This window comes from Streptococcus macacae NCTC 11558 (genome assembly GCF_000187995.2).
GTDB classification, from domain to species: Bacteria; Bacillota; Bacilli; order Lactobacillales; family Streptococcaceae; genus Streptococcus; species Streptococcus macacae.
In genome coordinates this window covers 323,330-340,169 of record NZ_AEUW02000001.1, presented here as the reverse complement: position 1 = coordinate 340,169, position 16,840 = coordinate 323,330, and the positions used below count along the sequence as shown (strand labels likewise).

The 16,840-nt window shown below is 37.7% G+C and carries 20 protein-coding genes; 5 read left to right on the top strand and 15 right to left on the bottom strand.

Going from position 1 to position 16,840, the window contains the following annotated elements; all coding sequences use genetic code 11:
* Nucleotides 1-86 precede the first annotated feature (86 nt).
* From STRMA_RS01735 to add, 6 genes are all read right to left on the bottom strand, one after another.
* Nucleotides 87-1,307, bottom strand: a complete 1,221-nt coding sequence (locus STRMA_RS01735; protein WP_003082392.1) for a chloride channel protein — start codon at nucleotides 1,305-1,307, stop codon at nucleotides 87-89.
* Nucleotides 1,297-1,569 (bottom strand): chorismate mutase, encoded by a 273-nt coding sequence (locus tag STRMA_RS01730; RefSeq protein WP_003079736.1) that lies wholly within the window; start codon nucleotides 1,567-1,569, stop codon nucleotides 1,297-1,299. The genes STRMA_RS01735 and STRMA_RS01730 overlap by 11 nt, the downstream gene beginning before the upstream one ends.
* Before the next feature lie 119 nt (nucleotides 1,570-1,688).
* The gene (locus tag STRMA_RS01725; protein ID WP_003082023.1) at nucleotides 1,689-2,375 is read right to left on the bottom strand and encodes a TVP38/TMEM64 family protein; all 687 of its coding nucleotides are present in this window, start codon (nucleotides 2,373-2,375) and stop codon (nucleotides 1,689-1,691) included.
* Between the two features lie 193 nt (nucleotides 2,376-2,568).
* The gene (gene sufB, locus STRMA_RS01720) at nucleotides 2,569-3,951 is read right to left on the bottom strand and encodes a Fe-S cluster assembly protein SufB (protein ID WP_003079206.1); all 1,383 of its coding nucleotides are present in this window, start codon (nucleotides 3,949-3,951) and stop codon (nucleotides 2,569-2,571) included.
* Nucleotides 3,952-4,241: 290 nt separating this feature from the next.
* Nucleotides 4,242-4,685 carry a flavodoxin gene (locus STRMA_RS01715; protein WP_003079901.1) on the bottom strand — a complete coding sequence of 148 codons (444 nt, stop codon included), beginning with the start codon at nucleotides 4,683-4,685 and terminating at the stop codon, nucleotides 4,242-4,244.
* 60 nt (nucleotides 4,686-4,745) lie between these two features.
* Nucleotides 4,746-5,768: an adenosine deaminase gene (gene add, locus STRMA_RS01710; RefSeq protein WP_003081047.1), complete on the bottom strand. Its 1,023-nt coding sequence runs from the start codon at nucleotides 5,766-5,768 to the stop codon at nucleotides 4,746-4,748.
* 144 nt (nucleotides 5,769-5,912) lie between these two features.
* Here add and yghU point away from each other — a divergent pair, with 144 nt between their 5' ends.
* Nucleotides 5,913-6,704 carry a glutathione-dependent disulfide-bond oxidoreductase gene (gene yghU, locus STRMA_RS01705; protein WP_003079262.1) on the top strand — a complete coding sequence of 264 codons (792 nt, stop codon included), beginning with the start codon at nucleotides 5,913-5,915 and terminating at the stop codon, nucleotides 6,702-6,704.
* 324 nt (nucleotides 6,705-7,028) lie between these two features.
* Here yghU and STRMA_RS01700 read toward each other — a convergent pair whose 3' ends face one another.
* From STRMA_RS01700 to STRMA_RS01685, 4 genes are read right to left on the bottom strand one after another with little or no spacing between them, the layout of a single operon-like run.
* A complete protein-coding gene (locus STRMA_RS01700) occupies nucleotides 7,029-7,349 on the bottom strand; it encodes a hypothetical protein (protein ID WP_003081971.1) in 321 nt (106 codons plus the stop codon).
* An 11-nt stretch (nucleotides 7,350-7,360) separates the two neighbouring features.
* Entirely contained in the window at nucleotides 7,361-7,657 is a 297-nt protein-coding gene (locus tag STRMA_RS01695; RefSeq protein ID WP_003079040.1) for a hypothetical protein, read from the bottom strand.
* A 20-nt stretch (nucleotides 7,658-7,677) separates the two neighbouring features.
* Nucleotides 7,678-8,952, bottom strand: a complete 1,275-nt coding sequence (locus tag STRMA_RS01690) for a hypothetical protein (protein ID WP_003081395.1) — start codon at nucleotides 8,950-8,952, stop codon at nucleotides 7,678-7,680.
* On the bottom strand, nucleotides 8,943-9,566 hold the full coding sequence (locus tag STRMA_RS01685; RefSeq protein ID WP_003078466.1) for a hypothetical protein: 624 nt from the start codon (nucleotides 9,564-9,566) through the stop codon (nucleotides 8,943-8,945). The genes STRMA_RS01690 and STRMA_RS01685 overlap by 10 nt, the downstream gene beginning before the upstream one ends.
* Before the next feature lie 226 nt (nucleotides 9,567-9,792).
* Between STRMA_RS01685 and STRMA_RS01680 the strand changes: the two genes are divergently transcribed.
* Nucleotides 9,793-10,725, top strand: coding sequence for a DHH family phosphoesterase (locus STRMA_RS01680; protein ID WP_003078519.1), 933 nt, complete (start codon nucleotides 9,793-9,795; stop codon nucleotides 10,723-10,725).
* A gap of 269 nt (nucleotides 10,726-10,994) precedes the next feature.
* Entirely contained in the window at nucleotides 10,995-11,747 is a 753-nt protein-coding gene (locus STRMA_RS01675; protein WP_003080828.1) for an SDR family NAD(P)-dependent oxidoreductase, read from the top strand.
* 174 nt (nucleotides 11,748-11,921) lie between these two features.
* Here the strand turns inward: STRMA_RS01675 and STRMA_RS01670 are convergent, their stop codons facing one another.
* A complete protein-coding gene (locus tag STRMA_RS01670; RefSeq protein WP_003082143.1) occupies nucleotides 11,922-12,500 on the bottom strand; it encodes a TetR/AcrR family transcriptional regulator in 579 nt (192 codons plus the stop codon).
* A 233-nt stretch (nucleotides 12,501-12,733) separates the two neighbouring features.
* On the opposite strand from STRMA_RS01670, the gene STRMA_RS01665 reads away from it, so the two are divergent.
* Together STRMA_RS01665 and STRMA_RS01660 are read left to right on the top strand one after the other, a co-directional pair.
* Nucleotides 12,734-13,192, top strand: coding sequence for a nuclear transport factor 2 family protein (locus STRMA_RS01665; RefSeq protein ID WP_003080213.1), 459 nt, complete (start codon nucleotides 12,734-12,736; stop codon nucleotides 13,190-13,192).
* A gap of 113 nt (nucleotides 13,193-13,305) precedes the next feature.
* Nucleotides 13,306-13,548 carry a type B 50S ribosomal protein L31 gene (locus STRMA_RS01660; RefSeq protein ID WP_280523027.1) on the top strand — a complete coding sequence of 81 codons (243 nt, stop codon included), beginning with the start codon at nucleotides 13,306-13,308 and terminating at the stop codon, nucleotides 13,546-13,548.
* A gap of 29 nt (nucleotides 13,549-13,577) precedes the next feature.
* On the opposite strand, the gene STRMA_RS01655 is transcribed toward STRMA_RS01660, so the two are convergent.
* The 4 genes from STRMA_RS01655 to STRMA_RS01640 all read right to left on the bottom strand — a co-directional run bounded on the left by STRMA_RS01655 (nucleotide 13,578) and on the right by STRMA_RS01640 (nucleotide 16,668).
* Nucleotides 13,578-13,898: a cupin domain-containing protein gene (locus STRMA_RS01655; protein WP_003081394.1), complete on the bottom strand. Its 321-nt coding sequence runs from the start codon at nucleotides 13,896-13,898 to the stop codon at nucleotides 13,578-13,580.
* Nucleotides 13,891-14,238 carry a cupin domain-containing protein gene (locus tag STRMA_RS01650; protein ID WP_003078701.1) on the bottom strand — a complete coding sequence of 116 codons (348 nt, stop codon included), beginning with the start codon at nucleotides 14,236-14,238 and terminating at the stop codon, nucleotides 13,891-13,893. Before STRMA_RS01650 ends, STRMA_RS01655 begins: the two co-directional genes overlap by 8 nt.
* Nucleotides 14,239-14,254: 16 nt before the next feature.
* On the bottom strand, nucleotides 14,255-15,019 hold the full coding sequence (locus STRMA_RS01645; protein WP_003081893.1) for a class I SAM-dependent methyltransferase: 765 nt from the start codon (nucleotides 15,017-15,019) through the stop codon (nucleotides 14,255-14,257).
* Between the two features lie 119 nt (nucleotides 15,020-15,138).
* Nucleotides 15,139-16,668, bottom strand: coding sequence for a zinc ABC transporter substrate-binding protein AdcA (locus STRMA_RS01640; protein ID WP_003078990.1), 1,530 nt, complete (start codon nucleotides 16,666-16,668; stop codon nucleotides 15,139-15,141).
* Between the last annotated feature and the right edge of the window lie 172 nt (nucleotides 16,669-16,840).

The window sequence follows — 16,840 nt, the reverse complement described above, 5'->3', positions numbered from 1 at the left end:
AAACTTCCTTTTATAAAAGTGAAAGTGACAGGATAAGACAAAAATTTAGACTGTCTTATCCCATAAATAAAATACAGTCTTTAGAGCTAGCCATTAATAACCTTTTGAGAGCTGTAGACACTTATTTGCTTTTTAACAATACTGGCAAAACAAACCACAATAAAAAAATAGGGAATATTTTCAAAACCAAAAATTTCTCCTCCAATAAAAACAGGAGCTAAAAACGTACTGGTTCCGCTGCCAAAAACACTTGCATAGCCTAAAGCTGCTACAAAAGCTGCCGGCAGGTTAAAGAAAGGAGCTAAGACGGCCCCTAGAGCTGCACCTATAGTAAACATAGGCATCACCTCACCGCCTTGATAACCTGCTGATAAGGTTAAGACCGTTAAAATCAGCTTAAACAGCCAATCAAAGACAAACACATTTCCTTTAAAGCTATTGATAAGAAGACCTGTGCTTAAACCAGAATAGCGTCCCATGCCCAGTACAGTTAAGAGAACACTAAGCAGGAGACCCACAAGCACTATACGCTGATAAGGCCGTCTAAAGCGTAAAATCAAAGCTAATTTCGTTCTTCTCAATAAGTAGGCAAATAAAGTTCCTACTAAGCCAAATAAGACTCCCAAAAAAGCCAATTTTAAAAAGAGAACCGGATTTAATTCAATGGTTACTCTGATTAGATGAGTGAATTTTTTTAATCCTAATAAATGAGATGTATAGCTGGCAGTATAAGCTGCTAAACTTGTTGGCAATAAAGTAGATAATTCTAAACGGCCAATAACAAGGACTTCTAAGGCGAATAAAATAGCAGCCATGGGTGTTTGAAATAAACCTGCAAAACCTGCTGCAATACCAATGATTAAAAAACTTCTGGAAGACTCCTCAAATTTAAAAATAGGTGAAAAAGCATGCGATAAGGCTGCCCCAATCTGAACAGCTACTCCCTCACGGCCAGCACTGGCACCAAAAAGATGGGTTAACCAAGTGGAAAAAATAGCTAAAGGGACTAACCTCTTAGGAATTGTCACTTCCTTTTTATCTGCAACGTCAAATACTAAGCCCATCCCCTTGATGCTTTTTCCTCCAAAACGATCATAAAGAAAAACAATCAGCAAACCTGAGAGCGGAAGAAAAGGAATCAGGTATAAAAAATGCATTTGCCGAAATGCTGTTAAAACATTTAAAACGGCACCAAAAATCATATCAATGATACCAACCAATACACCAACAAGGATCGCTGCTATTGAGATTAATAGGAGATGGCCGTTTTTCTTTAAATCAAGAAAAGACTTAATGTCAGTTCTCATCCAAAACTCTCCTTTGATATTCTCTGGAATGTTTGAGAATATCTGTAAAAATCGCTGAGATCGTTGAACGATAGGTGTCATCATCAACTAATCCAGCTATCTTTTTTAACAGAGCCTGTTCGCGTTTTGGATCAAGCACCTGTTTGCCAGCCGCCTTTTTATAGTGGGCAACCTGATTAACCAAAGCCATTCGCTGTTCCAAATCCTGAACTAATTTTTTATCAATATTATCAATCTGCTCTCTAATAGTTTCTAAATCCATCTCTTCTCCTTTCGCTTTATTATAGCAAAAACAAGGGCATGGGACAAAATTGATTTTGCAGGGATCAATTTTCCCCATAGACAGCCAGCTGAGGGCTGTCTGTTTAAGCTTTGCTGGTCTTAATCTTTAGCAGCTTTTCTTTTTTCAAAACCTTTATAAAGCAGCAGCAAGACAAGAACAAACAAGACAAGAACTATTAACTCCTTGACATTTCCATCTATAATAGCATGCCCTCCAAAAGCATAAAGAACACTTGCTGGAGTAACACCAAGAATCAAGCAGATTAACCAACGATGCCAAGGCATTTTTGTATCAAGAGCTGTATAATCCACTAAAAAGGAAGGAATAAAAGGAATCATATAACCTAAAATGAGGGCAAGATAGGGATTTTTTATCTTGGCAAGCTTTTCTAAATGCTTATTTAACTTACTGTCTTTATCAGCCAAATCAATACGTGCCATAAACTGGATCAGGAAAAAATGACCTAAAGTATTTCCAGCAATATTCATTATAATCCCAATTCCAGAGCCAAAAACAAGTCCATTAAATACTGACAAAACGGAGCTGGATAGAAAAGGGATGGCGGAGGTAAGACTGGTCAAAAGTGTTAAAATCATAAAATTAAAGATAGTTTCCGAACGAAATTGCTGCTCAAAAACCTTAAACGCTCTTTGCGGATTGACCAAAACCAGCCATTGGTTCCAATAACGATAGAGAACAAAAGCAATATAAACAGCTATAATGAATATGCCGATCAGCATAAAAAGCCGGCTTATCTGCTTGTATTTTACACGAATTTTTTTCATATGAACTTTTTCCAAAATAAAACCTTTAAATTGTAAATCTTTCTTGTTTTTTTGCCTATTGTAAAAAAATTAGGCGTAAAATGCAATCCATCACTAAAAAAAGCAGGTAAACATCATCATTTCACAGAAAGTGATGTATCCTACTTTTTAGCTTTTATGTTTGCCATAAGATTAGGTAAGAGATTCTCGCTTTTTAACCGACCGAACCTTCCATACTCATACTAATCAAGGCATTTAACTCAACAGCATATTCCATTGGAAGTTCTTTGGTAATAGGATCCATAAAACCATTGATAATCATGGCTGTTGCCTCTTCTTCGCTAATGCCGCGGCTCATAATATAATAAAGCTGTTCCTCAGAAACTTTTGATACTTTTGCTTCATGTTCTAAAGAAACATCTGAATTATGAATTTCATTAAAGGGGATGGTATCTGAGCTTGATTCACCATCCATTAAAATGGTATCACATTCAATATGTGACTTGGAACCTGCACTGTTTTTGCCAAAAATAACGGCTCCGCGATAGTCCGTTTTACCACCGTCTTTAGCGACAGACTTAGAAATGAGGGTGCTTGAAGTATGCGGTGCATTATGATAAACTTTGCAGCCGGCATCTAAGTGCTGTCCATAGTTAGCAAAGGACATGGATAAAACAGATGTTCTCGCTTGTCTGCCATTTAAAATGGAGCATGGGTATTTCATATTGACCTTACTGCCCAAATTTCCATCGATCCATTCTAAAGTCCCGTTTTCTTCTACAGTTCCCCTCTCAGTGACAAGATTATAGACATTATCTGACCAATTCTGAATAGTTGTATAGCGAAAGAAGGCATCTCGTTTAACGATAATCTCCACCGTAGCAGCATGCAAACTATTGGTGGAATACGTTGGAGCCGTGCAGCCTTCAATATATTGAATGGAGGCTCCTTCTTCCAGGATTATAAGTGAACGTTCGAACTGACCGGCATTTTCACCGTTAATCCGAAAATAGGTTTGAACCGGAATTTGGCACTGCACCCCTTTAGGGACATAAATGAAAGTTCCTCCTGACCACACAGCACCATTTAAAGCTGCAAATTTATGCTCAGCAGGTGAAATAACTGTTGCAAAGTATTGTTTGACAAGGTCAGGGTATTCTTGCAGAGCTGTATCTGTATCCGTAAAAATAATACCCAATTTGGCAAATTCTTCCTTCATATTGTGGTAGACCACTTCTGACTCATATTGTGCTACTGCTCCAGATAAGAACTGACGCTCTGCTTCTGGGATACCTAAACGCTCAAAAGTCCTTTTAATCTCATCAGGAACATCTTCCCAGCTTCTGGAAGCTTGACCGCTGAGCTTTTGATAATAAATCACGTCATCAAAGTTAATACCAGATAAATCTGGCCCCCATTCAGGCATAGGTAATTTATGGAAAAGCTCTAAACAGCGCAGACGGTAATCCAACATCCACTGCGGTTCATTTTTTATCTCAGAAATATCTCTAACGACTTCTTCTGTTAAGCCTCTGCCTGTTGAATAAAGAGGTTTAACGTCATCGTGAAAACCAAAAGCATAATCTCTATTTTTCAACCTGCTTCACCTCACCTCTAAAAACAAAACTCATTTTGTTTGAACTTAAAAGGATTGACCTTTTTTTCATTATACTCCTTTTTTAATGAAAATTCAGTTCTTATACTCAATGAAAATCAAAAAGCAAATGAGAAAGCTAGCCGCAGGCAGGGCTAAGGTAGGGAAGAGTGATGCTGAGCCAGTTTGAAGAGATTTTCAAAGAGCATTAAAAATGAAAAAAGAAATGAACAAAGTTTAGAAAGACTTTTATTATCTGCATTCAGATAATAAAAAAGCTGACTAAACGAGAGTCAGCTAATTTTTTCAGAAATTTCTTCAGCAAATTTTTCCAGCTTTTCAATATCGTCATCCTCTGCGGCAAGGTCCACCTTGACAGATTTTGCTCCCTTTGTAGCACCAGTTCCTTCAAAAGCTAACTCAAAATCATCAACTGCTTTGCAGAAGTAATCATAAAAAGTATCCCCTGAACCAACAACACCATAAATTTTTCCTGATAGATCCAGATCCTGCAAATCTTCATAGAAGTCTACGATTTCATCAGGCAGATCACCATCTCCATAAGTATAACTAGCTACAATAGCAATATCAACGTCCTGAAACTCATCAGCTTCAACAGTCGTACATTCGTCAACTTCGACTGTATGGCCTAATTCCTCAAACTTCTGGGCGACAATATCAGCAATTTCTTCCGTATTTCCTGTCATACTTGCAAAAACAATCTTAGCGAGCGCCATATTTTCCTCCAAATTAAAACTAGCTTGATTATATCACAGTTTCAGCACTTTTAAAATATTTTATTTTAGGAATTTTTCATAAGATTTTGCCAATTGGGTTAAAAGCTCTTTCTTTTCATATTCTGAAGCAAAAGCAGCTTCAAGAGCATTTTGATTGAATTGATAAAAATCACTCACAGTTGTAGCAAACAGCTCCTGAAAATGATGATATTCCTTGGTCAAGCTTGTATCAGAGACGGTTCGATTGTCTGTATTAATCGTTATTTTAGCACCTAGTTCATAAAGTTCCCGATAGGGAAAGTCAGCTATAGAGGCTGCTGCTTTTGTTTGCAGGTTGCTCGTTAGACAAAGCTCAGCAGTCACCCCCTGCTGCACCAACTCTGCCAATAAATCAGGCTGATGGCAAATCGCCGTTATATGTCCCAACCGTTTGATGCCCAAAGCTAGAGACTGAGCAATATAATGAGGGCAACCGCATTCTCCTGCATGGAAGGTCATGGGATAATCTGCATGTTGCACATCGTGGATGATATCAGCAAAATTCTCAGGCGGAAAATCAAGTTCATTTCCTGCGAAATCAAAACCAACAAAATCTAAACTTTCTGACTGCAGCAGAGATTTAAAAATCGACTTGGTCTTTTTTTGATGAGACTGTTTCATCCCGCAAATGAGAGCCTTTGCCACTATTCCAAAGTCCTTCTGTGCCTGCCTTAAACCTTTTTCTACCGCCGCTACTGTCTGGATGGCTGTTAAACCTTGATCCATTGATAATTCAGGTGCAAAACGAACTTCTATATAAATAACATGCTCTTTAGCCGCTTGCTTAGCGACATCATAGGCCGCTAGACTGAGCGCTTTTTCTGTCTGCAGCAGCGGACGAATGATATCAAAGCTCTTTAGATAATCCATCAAGTTTTTGGCATTTTTAGGAGCACTCACCAAACTTTTTAGTTCAAGGTCTGATTCGGGTATGTCTACTTGAGCCATAGCAGCTAATTGCCTGATGCACTCAAGAGATAAAGAACCATCTAAATGACAGTGCAGCTCTGCTTTTGCTAATTGCTGTAAAATATCTTTAACCACATTATTTTCCTTTTCTGTTTTCCATCTTATCAAAATAGAAAGAATTTGCAAATACTGTTTTTATGATATTCCTTTTTTGAAAATCTATCTCATTTTTGATAGGATAAACCTATTATAAGTAAATTAAGGATAAGGAGAATTTCTATGTCTAACGCTATTTTACCTGAGGTTTGGAAGATTCCAGATGATCTTGGAGGGACTTGGGGAAGTATTAATAAACCAACTGCTGGCAGTCGCTTTCAGCAAAAATTACCTCTTGGCAGCAAGCCCTTTCAGCTCTATTCCCTTGGTACCCCAAATGGTATTAAGGCTACTATTATGCTGGAAGAATTAAAAGAGCTGAATATAAAAGAAGCTGATTATGATTTGTATCGTATTGCTATTGGTGAAGGTGAGCAGTTTGGTTCGGATTTCGTAGCTATTAATCCCAATTCGAAAATACCTGCTCTTTTAGATCAATCAGGAGAAAAAACGGTTCGCATTTTTGAATCTTCCTCCATTCTTCTTTATTTAGCTGACAAATTTAAACAATTGATACCAGAAGACTTTGCCAAACGTACAGAAGTCCTGAATTGGCTCTTTTGGCAAACAGGAGCTGCTCCTTTTTTAGGAGGCGGTTTTGGCCATTTTTTCCATTATGCTCCTGAAAAGATCACATATGCTATTGATCGCTTTAGCATGGAAGCTAAACGCCAGCTGGATCTTTTAGATAAAGAATTAGCTCAAAAAAACTATATTGCGGGCAATGATTACAGTATCGCAGATATTGCGATCTGGTCTTGGTACGGACGGCTGGCTCAAGATAAAATTTGGGATAAAGCCGGTATCTTTCTTAATGTAAAAGAATATAAGCACTTGCAAAATTGGACTGAAAAAATCTCTGAACGCCCTGCGGTCAAACGCGGCTTAGACGCTAAATATAAAGAGATTAAATAAAGAATGTCAACTGATATATTATATAAGGTATAAACAGCTCCATTAAAATGAGGCCATGGATTGTGATCCCAGCCTTGACATTTTTTAAGATTTAACTTTTTCACCTATTTTTCATTTTTTTCTATACGATAATAAGCTTAATGCGATAGCTTCATATGATGAAAAAAAAAGACGGATCCGTACCTCCTTCCTAAAGACTATGATAAAGAAGACTGGACTTGATTATTTTATTGACTTTCTGCGCTTTACCCTAAAGAACTAAAAGGAGCTTGAGACTGTTTCTTGTCTCAGGCTCCTTTTAACTAAAGTCTGCTAAAGGCACTCTTACCAAAAAGAAGAAGGCTTATAACTTTCTGTCTTTTTCATAAAAGCCTGCTTTTCTTGGTAACGCAGTTCTTCTAAATCATCTTCTTTGCGGTAAGCCCATTTGTCAAATGCCTCAAAAGAATCTGCTAGATCAAACAGATAAAAGTTAAGTGGGGCTCCCAGCATATTGTGCTGCAAAGACATGACAAAATTAGACAGCTCCTCATAAGTCTTTTTACTGTCCTGTCTGATATCATAAAGATCCCAAGCAGCTTCATCATAGCGCCGCATTTTTTGAAAATGCGCATCCTCTAAGCGTTCAAATTCTTTCTTATCCATGCCAAATCTCCTTATGCTCGAATCGGATTATCAAAGACAGGGGCGGGTAAATGGCTGAGCTGACTTTTAGCAGAATCTGCAGCTTTTCCTTCAAAGATCCCCTCAATTCCCGAGATGACCTTGGCCGCCAACTGTGACTTGGCCGTCTGGCCTAAACTGTCTAAGGAATCTCTAAGCTCTTCACCTTGTTCAGCCAATTGTTCGCTGGCTGCTGCAGCCAGCGCTCTTAGCACTATCCTTTCCTGCATCTTTTTCAGCTCTAGCTGAGCTTCTGTCACCTCTTGAAGAAGTCTCTCTAATGCTTCCATAATAAAAACAAAGACCCTCCTTATAACAAGTTAATCTGGCTGGCCTCTTCTAGGTCTGCCTCTTCCAGTTTGGCTGCCGTTCTTTTTAAGTTATCTGAGAGCTGTTCGATCTTTTGGCTGTACTCCCTAACTTCGGCACGGTTAGCTTCTTCAGCGCCTTCGTCCCAAACCTGATGAAAAGAAATCCTAGCTAAAAGTTCCTCAACTTCACCAGCCGGTAAGTGCTGAGCAATTTCATATGCTTGAGCCCGAGTTCTGTCAACAAGGTCCTGAACAGAAGCTTTGGCTTCAGCCAGCTTTTGTGCCACCTCCTGTTCAAAGGTCTCGGACTCTTGAACCGCTTGGCTGGCAAGAGCTGTCAGCTGCGATTTCCTGAGCAGGATCTTCTTGGAAGCAGACTTAGGAGCTGTCTTGCCTTTGCCTGCTTTCTTATCAACAGCCCATTTGTTGACCTTGGCCTTTTTGACCTTGGCGTAGGCGCCATAAAGCTTTTTATAGTCTGTCATGTAATCTTCTTTGCTTTTGAAGGGATCGAGATCATGTTTGGCCTTGTATTTAGCAACCTGTTCAACCTGTGCTTTCGTCATGCCCGAGCAAAACTGATGGTGTTTAATATACCAGTTGATATCAGGACCGTTGCCTTTAATGTGAGGATATTTGGGATCATGATCCGATACTGGGTTCCAACTTCCCTCAATATGTATCTTCTTGCCATAAGGAATAGTTCCACCATGACCATCTGCCCAAGTTATATCCTTTGTTGAGTCCGTATATACTGTAGCATGTTTATCTAAATAGCTCTTTTCTTTCTTAGTGATATCGCCATGGTCATAAGCTGCCTGAGCTCCCCAGTCCATAAAGTTAGTAACCTTTTTTACCTTATACTGGGCTGCCACCTTAGCGACGGCGGGACCAGACTGACTGTAGCCTGACATATTAGAAATCGTGCCATCATGCTGACTAACTTTCTTTTCAGTAGCATGATAAAATTTTTTAATATCACTGTACTGAGGTGTCATGCCGCCTGTCGCTTTTAAAGCATTATCAGTGGATTGATTAATCCCTGGCTGGGTACCGTTTACCACGATAGCTGTTTGATTGTAATCGATATGTTTGCCATTTTTATCGCAAGGTGCCAAAGCTACTGCTTGTGTCGTTCCATTCAGAACATTTACTACTTTATAATATACATGATGTTTTCTATTACCTACATCAACTATCTGCCTTTTCTTATAGTCAGGATAATCTTCTCGTTTACCTTGGATTTGTTGAATTTGTTGATCGGTTAGCGCCATTTTTTATAGTCTCCCTTTTTAATCTCAGTATTGTAGGTAATCTTAGCATGTGGACTGCCGTCTTTTTGTTTCTTAATATTCAGTTGACCATTCTTTACCAGAGCATCAATATTATCATCTATCCCTTCGGCACTATCTAATTTGGCTTTTTTTGGCAACGTCTTATCATGAGAAACCTCAACATAATCACCATTGTTTGAAGCCGCTAAATCAATAATCTCTTCTCCATAACTCCCAATCTCAAGAGCATAAAAATCAGTTGGATAGCCATAGCTACTATAAACTGTATTACCGACTGTCCCACCTAAATAAGCACGATGCCCATCTTTATCATAAATAACCGGAACAACCGTTAAAGTCAGCTGAGTAAATCCTCCTCCGCCATCTTTAAAGATTGGAGAAAATTCAATCTTTTTAACACCAGAATAGTGCTCTTTGACATATAGAGCTGTCTGTTCCTCCAATAACCGAAAACCATGTTGATAAAGATGCTCCATTTTTTTATGATCCATATATATTTTCCCTCCTATAACGCCTGCAATTAATATAATAACTCCCAAAAGACTGTCTAATACTATCCATAATACTTTATGGTGCTTTTTATTAGCTGTCATAGAACCCCCTTTATACCTTATTATAAATGAACTAAATCTTAATTCCCTTATAGTATAGCATAAAAAAGATTTAATGAGATATTATTTCCGTATTTAAACGGATTGTATTTCTAAAATAATCTATGGCAAAAGAGACTGGGACAGAAAATCAATAATTCGAAGAATTTGATTTTTCAGCACCTTTTCTATGTTATAATAATAAAAAATAAAAATGAAGGACTTATTTATGACTGCTTTCCAAGATATTTTAGAAAAAATCAAACATTATGATAGCATTATTATCCATCGGCATATGAAGCCTGATCCCGATGCTTTGGGCAGCCAAGTGGGGTTAAAGGAAATCATCAAGTATAATTTCCCTGATAAAACAGTCAAAGCTGCAGGTTTTAATGAACCTACTTTAACATGGATTGCTGAAATGGATGATGTCCAAGATGAAGATTATAAGGGAGCATTAGTTATTGTTACTGATACTGCAAACACTCCCCGTATTGATGATAAACGCTATACAAAAGGTGATTTCCTTATTAAAATTGACCATCATCCTAATGATGATGTTTACGGGGATATTCATTATGTTGATACCTCTGCTTCCAGCGCAAGCGAAATCATTACTGATTTTGCTTTAAAAACAGGATTAAACTTGTCCAATACCGCAGCAAAGCTGCTCTACAATGGGATCATCGGCGACACCGGACACTTTCTTTACCCAGCTACAACAAGTAAAACCCTTGCTATTGCCAGCAAACTGCGGACATATAACTTTGATTTTGCTGCTATGTCACGTCGGATGGATTCTTTCTCGATCAAAATTGCTAAACTGCAAGCTTATATTTTCAATAATCTCAAAATTGATGAAAAAGGAGCTGCATGCATTTTATTAACCCAAGATATTCTTAAAAAATTTGATGTAACAGATGCCGAGACAGCTGCGATTGTTGGAACACCAGGTAAAATAGACAGTGTTCAAGCCTGGGCCATCTTTGTCGAACAAGCTGACGGACACTATCGCGTTCGACTCCGCAGTAAAAGCACTATAATCAACGAAGTTGCCAAAAGGCATAAGGGCGGAGGCCACCCCTTTGCCAGCGGGGCTAATTCTTACAGTCTTAAAGAAAATGAAGAAATCTATCAAGAATTAAAAGAACTTTTAACATAAAAGAACCATTAAGGCCGTTTTGAGAATGTACGATCTCAAACTGTGCGGCTGATAACTACTATAGCCTGTTAGGAAGGCGAGCCAATTATGGCCTTCTTAAACAGGCTATTTATTTGTAAAAGAATTCTGAGAGCTGTTTTTTTGCCATCTTTTTTTTATTTTAGCTGCTATTTCATTTTATAGCACGAAACCTGCAAAATTCTTGCAAAATTATTTTTTTTGAGCTATACTATTGAGTGAGTACTCAATTAATTAAAAATGAGGCTACTATGTCTAACAATTATAGCTTAATAACAGGTGCTAGTTCCGGAATAGGACAAGCAACAGCAGAATTATTTGCCAGCAAAGGAAGAAATCTCATTCTAGTCGCAAGACGGCTTGATCGTTTAGAAGAATTAAAAAAAGACCTTCTAAACAAGTATGAAGGTTTAGATATTGTCACTGTCAAATGTGATCTGACAGATATTGAAAAGCTCTACTCTTTTTATGATAGCCTAAAGGAATATAATATCAACACTTGGATTAATAATGCTGGGATTGGCTTGCTGGGAGAAGTTAAAGACAATTCTTTGGGCAAAGTCGAAAATATGCTGAAATTAAATGTCGAAGCAGTCACGATTTTATCTACTCTTTACGTGCAGGATTATGCTGATGCTGAAGGAGCACAGCTGATTAATATTGCTTCTGCTGCAGGCTATATTGTCTCTCCAAGTGCAACAACTTACTGTGCAACTAAATTTTTTGTGACTTCTTTTACCGAAGGATTAGCCCAAGAGCTGCAGGCTAATGGCGCAAAATTAAAGGCAAAAGTTCTGGCTCCTTCTGCTACTAGCACTGAATTTGCTGCCATTGCAACGGACAGGACAGACTATGCCTATTTTGAAGTTTCTAATACAAGCACAGATGTTGCGGCATTTTTGGAAGAATTATACCAAAGCCATCAAACGGTTGGCTATGTTGACTATAGTGATTTATCGTTTAGCTTATCTGGTCCTAAATTTCAGAGTTTATATTCCCAATAAATGGCCTAAAAGGCAAAGGAAGTTAAGAATAATTTGCAGCAAGACCAAAGAGGTTTTTGCAGCCACTTAAAAGTAAATCGTGCAGGAACTATGAAAAGCAGAAAGTAGATTGGTAAAAAAGCAAAGACTCACAAGCCAATCTACCTTTCTTTTTTATAAAAGCTTTTACGCCTTTTAGCTGCTCGTGTCATTTTCATACATTTTCCACAGCAGGGAAAAGCCTCGGTCTAGATAAACTGTTTTCTTCTTGGGCTGAGCAATTGAAAATTCAATAGTTGTTGTCGCAAGAGCAATAAAAAGAGCTTCTACAAAGTCATTCTCTTGCCCAAAGCGCTTTTCTTCTGAGGTCGTTAAACCAATATCTAATTGAGGTAAGACTGTTTTTACTTGTTCGAGTGTTACCGGAGATAAAATACCGGCATTAAGCAGCTGATTCAGCGTTTTACTGTCATTAGGATTGCGGCATCCCCAGCGGATATAAGCTTCCCAGATATGCCAAAGGTAATCTTTAAAAGAATAGTCCTCTTTCAGTATTTGTTTTAAATCTGAAGCAAGCTGACTTTTTATATGGAGATAAAGCTGATTGAGTAACTTTTCCTTGTTTGAAAAATAATGAAAAATAGTTCCTTCTGAAACGCCTGCTTGTTTGGCGATAAGAGAGGTTGGACTTCCTGTTAGACCGTAGCGAGCAATTAAAAAACTTGTTGCGTTAAGGATGGCTAATTGTTTCTCCTCGCTTTTAGGGCGGGCCATATTCTTTCTCCTTTATTGAATGATGACTTTAGTATATCATAAATATGCAGGGTGTAGCTATCCTCTTAGCAAGGTTTGAGCTGCTTGCCTGCAAAACTTAGAAACCGTCTTTAACAAAAAAATGATGACCTTAAGCACAATTTTCAGCAGCAGCCTGCTAGAATCTAGCCTTTTGCTCATCACGAAAATGAGGCTTGAAAAAGCATCTATTAGAAAAAATAAAAGGAAAAATCATGGATAGATATTTAGAAGAAAAAGGCATTCGCCGTACAATTGATTTATATGCACATTATGCAGATACACGCCAAGCACAGGCACAAGCAGATCTTTTTGCTGATGGTGCAGTATTTAAGGTATTTGCAGCTGGCAATGAGGATCGTCCGGTACAAGTCTATACTAGCCCGGCAGAGTTTCTAGCTGTTTTTGAAAATCTTGAACACTATAAAATGACTTTTCACTTTAATGGGCAGTTAATGATTGATCTTGATGAAAGCGGCGAAAAAGCTGCAGCTGAGACTTATACTCTTGCCTATCATGAAACCGAAGTAAATGGCGAAAATGCTTTAATGAATGTCGCCATCCGTTATAATGACAGCTTTGTTAAAGAAAATGGGATCTGGAAATTTAAAACAAGAAATCTCTACATTCGTTTTGTTGATACTAAACACGGTTTTGATGCAAACCAGATCTAGAAAACGGCAATCATTTTTTAAAAAAACTTGTCAAGGAACTCTATTTTTGGTAAAATAAAATGGTTATTAACTATGGCTCAAAAAAAGCTATGGCAGAAAGGAAATTTTTTAAAATGAAAAAAGATATTCATCCAGAATACCATCCAGTTGTCTTTATGGATTCTTCAACGGGATACCAATTTCTCAGTGGTTCAACTAAAACTTCAAATGAAACAGTTGAATTTGAAGGCCAAACTTATCCACTTATCCGTGTTGAAATTTCATCAGATTCACATCCATTTTACACAGGACGTCAAAAATTCACACAAGCAGACGGACGTGTCGATCGTTTCAACAAAAAATACGGTCTCAAATAATGAAGAAAACCTTGCTTTGGCAAGGTTTTTTATTTAGGTCTCTTATCTTCTACTTCTATCTGCAAGATCTTACTGTCTTCAAGTGCATAGAGACTATGTACCTGATTGGCAGCAATACTCATCAAGCCTTGATGACTGATAACATACTTATCTCCTCTTATTTCCACTTGCAGGCTTCCTTCTAAGACCTGAATCAATTTACACCATTTACTGCTTTCATTGCTGATAGACTCACCGACTGGCAGAGCATAGAGAGTGATAGGATTATCTATTTTTAATTTCTTAGTTAAAGAACGACTGGCAATTTGATCATCATGGTATTTTACCAAATCTAGGAGATTATCAATCATGGTCTACCTCTGGTTTTACAACAACTAAAAGCATTTGAAAAGCTTCTTTAGCATAAAGACTATGCGGAATATTAGCTGGCATGACAATGGTTTGTCCTGCCGCAACTTCAAATATTTCCTTGTCAATAGTGATTTCTGCCAAACCGCTTAAAATAGTAACCATGGCATCTCCTGGTGATGAGTGGCGGCTAATTTCTTGATCTTTGTCTAATGAAAAGACAGTCATCCCTAAATCTTTTCGTTGAACTAAGGTTTTACTAAGCATCTGCTCTTTTTCAATTGGTACCTCTGTTTTTAAATCTAATACTTGTCCTTGTGCTATTTTTTCAATATAAGCCATAAAAGCTCCTTTCTTTTTAACTGCACTGCTTTGTACTGCAAACTGCGATATACAACAAATCCCTTTTTGCTCTATTAAAAAAACGATACATGTTCAAAAATTGCTGTCGGTTTTCTTTTTTTAAGCCTCGGTAAATTATTTTCAGAGTCCCCAAAGGACCTTCATCTTTAATCATCCCAGACAGCGACATTAATGTCATCCTGCCATAATGGCTTTTTACGTTTGAAAAACCTGCTGCCTTAAATAATTGTTGCCAATCGCTTATATGAAGCGGTTCAACATTGGCATTAATCGTTTGGCGCAGTTGCATCAGCTGGCTTTCCACATTTTTATTTTGAAAAGAAACATCATGCGTTAAGAGCTGACCGCCAGGTTTTAAAACACGCAAATATTCTTTAACAGCCTTGATTTTAGCCTCACCTTTTAACATGGTTAGCATAGCTTCATTGATAATAATATCAAAAGAATTATCTGAAAAAGGAAGCTTCATAGCATTAGCCTGCTGCACATGAATCAGCTCATCCAAGTTAGCTTCTTTAATATAAATCCGCGCTTTTTCTAAAACCTTGGGATCACTATCTACGCCTTCAATCTGACAGCCATAAGTTTTGGCTAAATCAATAGCAGTCGCACACCTATTGCAGGCAACTTCTAATACTTTGCTGTTTTTATGAAACTGCCCCTGATTAATCAGCCAAGCGGTAGCTGTAATACCGCCGGGACGTAAACGTTTCTTCCCTAATCTAGCAAGAAAGTTATGGCCAACTTCTTTTTTAGTCATCTCTATCACCTTTTCAGAAAAATTTTTATTTAGAATTTTAGTTTATAAAATATTCTAACAATAATCAACTGTAATTGAAAAAGAAGCCTAAACAAGGCAAGCTTTGTTTAGGCTTCTTTTTAAGAATGAGCTATCATTTTTTGAGCAATTTCTTGGCTCGTCAGCTTAGCTGGATAGTAAGTTGGCCAATTATCCAGCTGCTCTAAGAGCTTGTCTTGGCTGTCGCCGCTCCAAAAAAGATGAAAATGTTCTGATTTTTGTGATCGAATCCCGTGATCACTGAATTGAACATATCTAAAGGAACCAGCATTTTTATCCTTCGGTTCAAAAAGATAACGAACACCGCGATTGCCTTTTTTATAATTCAAAATTCTATATCCCTTATATTTATAAATATGGGAATGTTTTTTGCCTTCTTGATAAAATGTTATTCTTTTTTTCTTCCCATTAATGTCTATTTTTTCAACATTAGTCTGATAGCCTTTGGCATAGTATTTCTTGTAATCTTCAGCAGATTTATCTTTTTGCGTCTTAGCCTTGTAGTCCCAAACACTGTCTAAGCTTCCCTTTTTTAGGTAAGGATAAACTGACTGCCAATGGCCTGTCCAATCCGATAAGTGACGATTGCTAACATCTTTATTTTTAAAATAGCCCTTAGCTACTGTTTTATCATCAGTATCTGATTCAGGTTTAATAGCACTGCCTATTTGATCCGTTGTTTTTCTAAGAGCTTGCAAATTACTGCGCATAACAGAAAAATAATTGGCTCCTGCTGTAATTTGCTTTTGACTCAAGCTTTCTAAGGGATTTAAAACAGCCGTCTGTACATCTGCCTCTTTAGCCAGTGTTTTTGAAACGGCAGAAGAAGCATTTTCTTCAAAATAGATATATTTGACCCCGTATTTTTTGACATACTTGGAAAGCTGAGCCAGACGTTTAGCTGAAGGTTCTGACTCTGCCGTTAAGCCAGTAATAGGAACTTGGGTCAAATCATAGTCTAAGGCTAAGTAGCCAAAGGCAGCATGCTGTGTGACAAAGGATTTCTGCTTAGCTTGAGACAAGGCTGCTGCGTACTCTTTATCAAGAGCTTTCAATTTTTTGATATAGGCAGCTGCATTTTTTTGGAAAACCTTACTGCTTTTAGGAAATTTCTTAGAAAGACTGCTGCGGATATTGTCAACAAGCTTTATGGCACGCTTAGGAGACAGCCAAACATGGGGGTCATAATCATGGCTATGGCCTGCATCTTTATGCTCACCTTCCTCTTCTTTCGTTCCTGGTGCCAAGATCATTTTCCCTGTCGCTTTGATGAAAGGAACTTTTTGTGTATTGACAGATTTTTTGACAGATTTCACCCAAGTTTCCATGCTGTCATCGTCATAAACAAAGGCATCCGCCTCTTGGATTTTTGCAATATCTTTGGTAGAAGGTTCAAAATCATGTACTTCTGTCCCAGCTTTAATCAAAAGAGAGACATTTCCTTCTTTTCCTACGATATTTTTTGTAAATTCATACATAGGATAAAAAGTTGTGACAACATTGAGTTTCCCCTTATCTCTTACTTCTTGATTTTTGCGCATTAAAAAAGCAACAGATGCCAAGAGGATAACAATAAGTAAAGATATGATAATAAAAGGTTTTTTCTTCATTTTATCTCCTTTTTCTTAACCGGTTAATAGTTTACTGGTTAAGTATATCATACTTTAAAAATTTTACAAGCCCTTTTTATCATAAAAAAACTCAGACTGAAGATAAAGTCTTCTTTTGAGACTTTCCTTGGGTGATATGGACGTCAGCAGACTCGTTTGGAGCTCGCTTTCT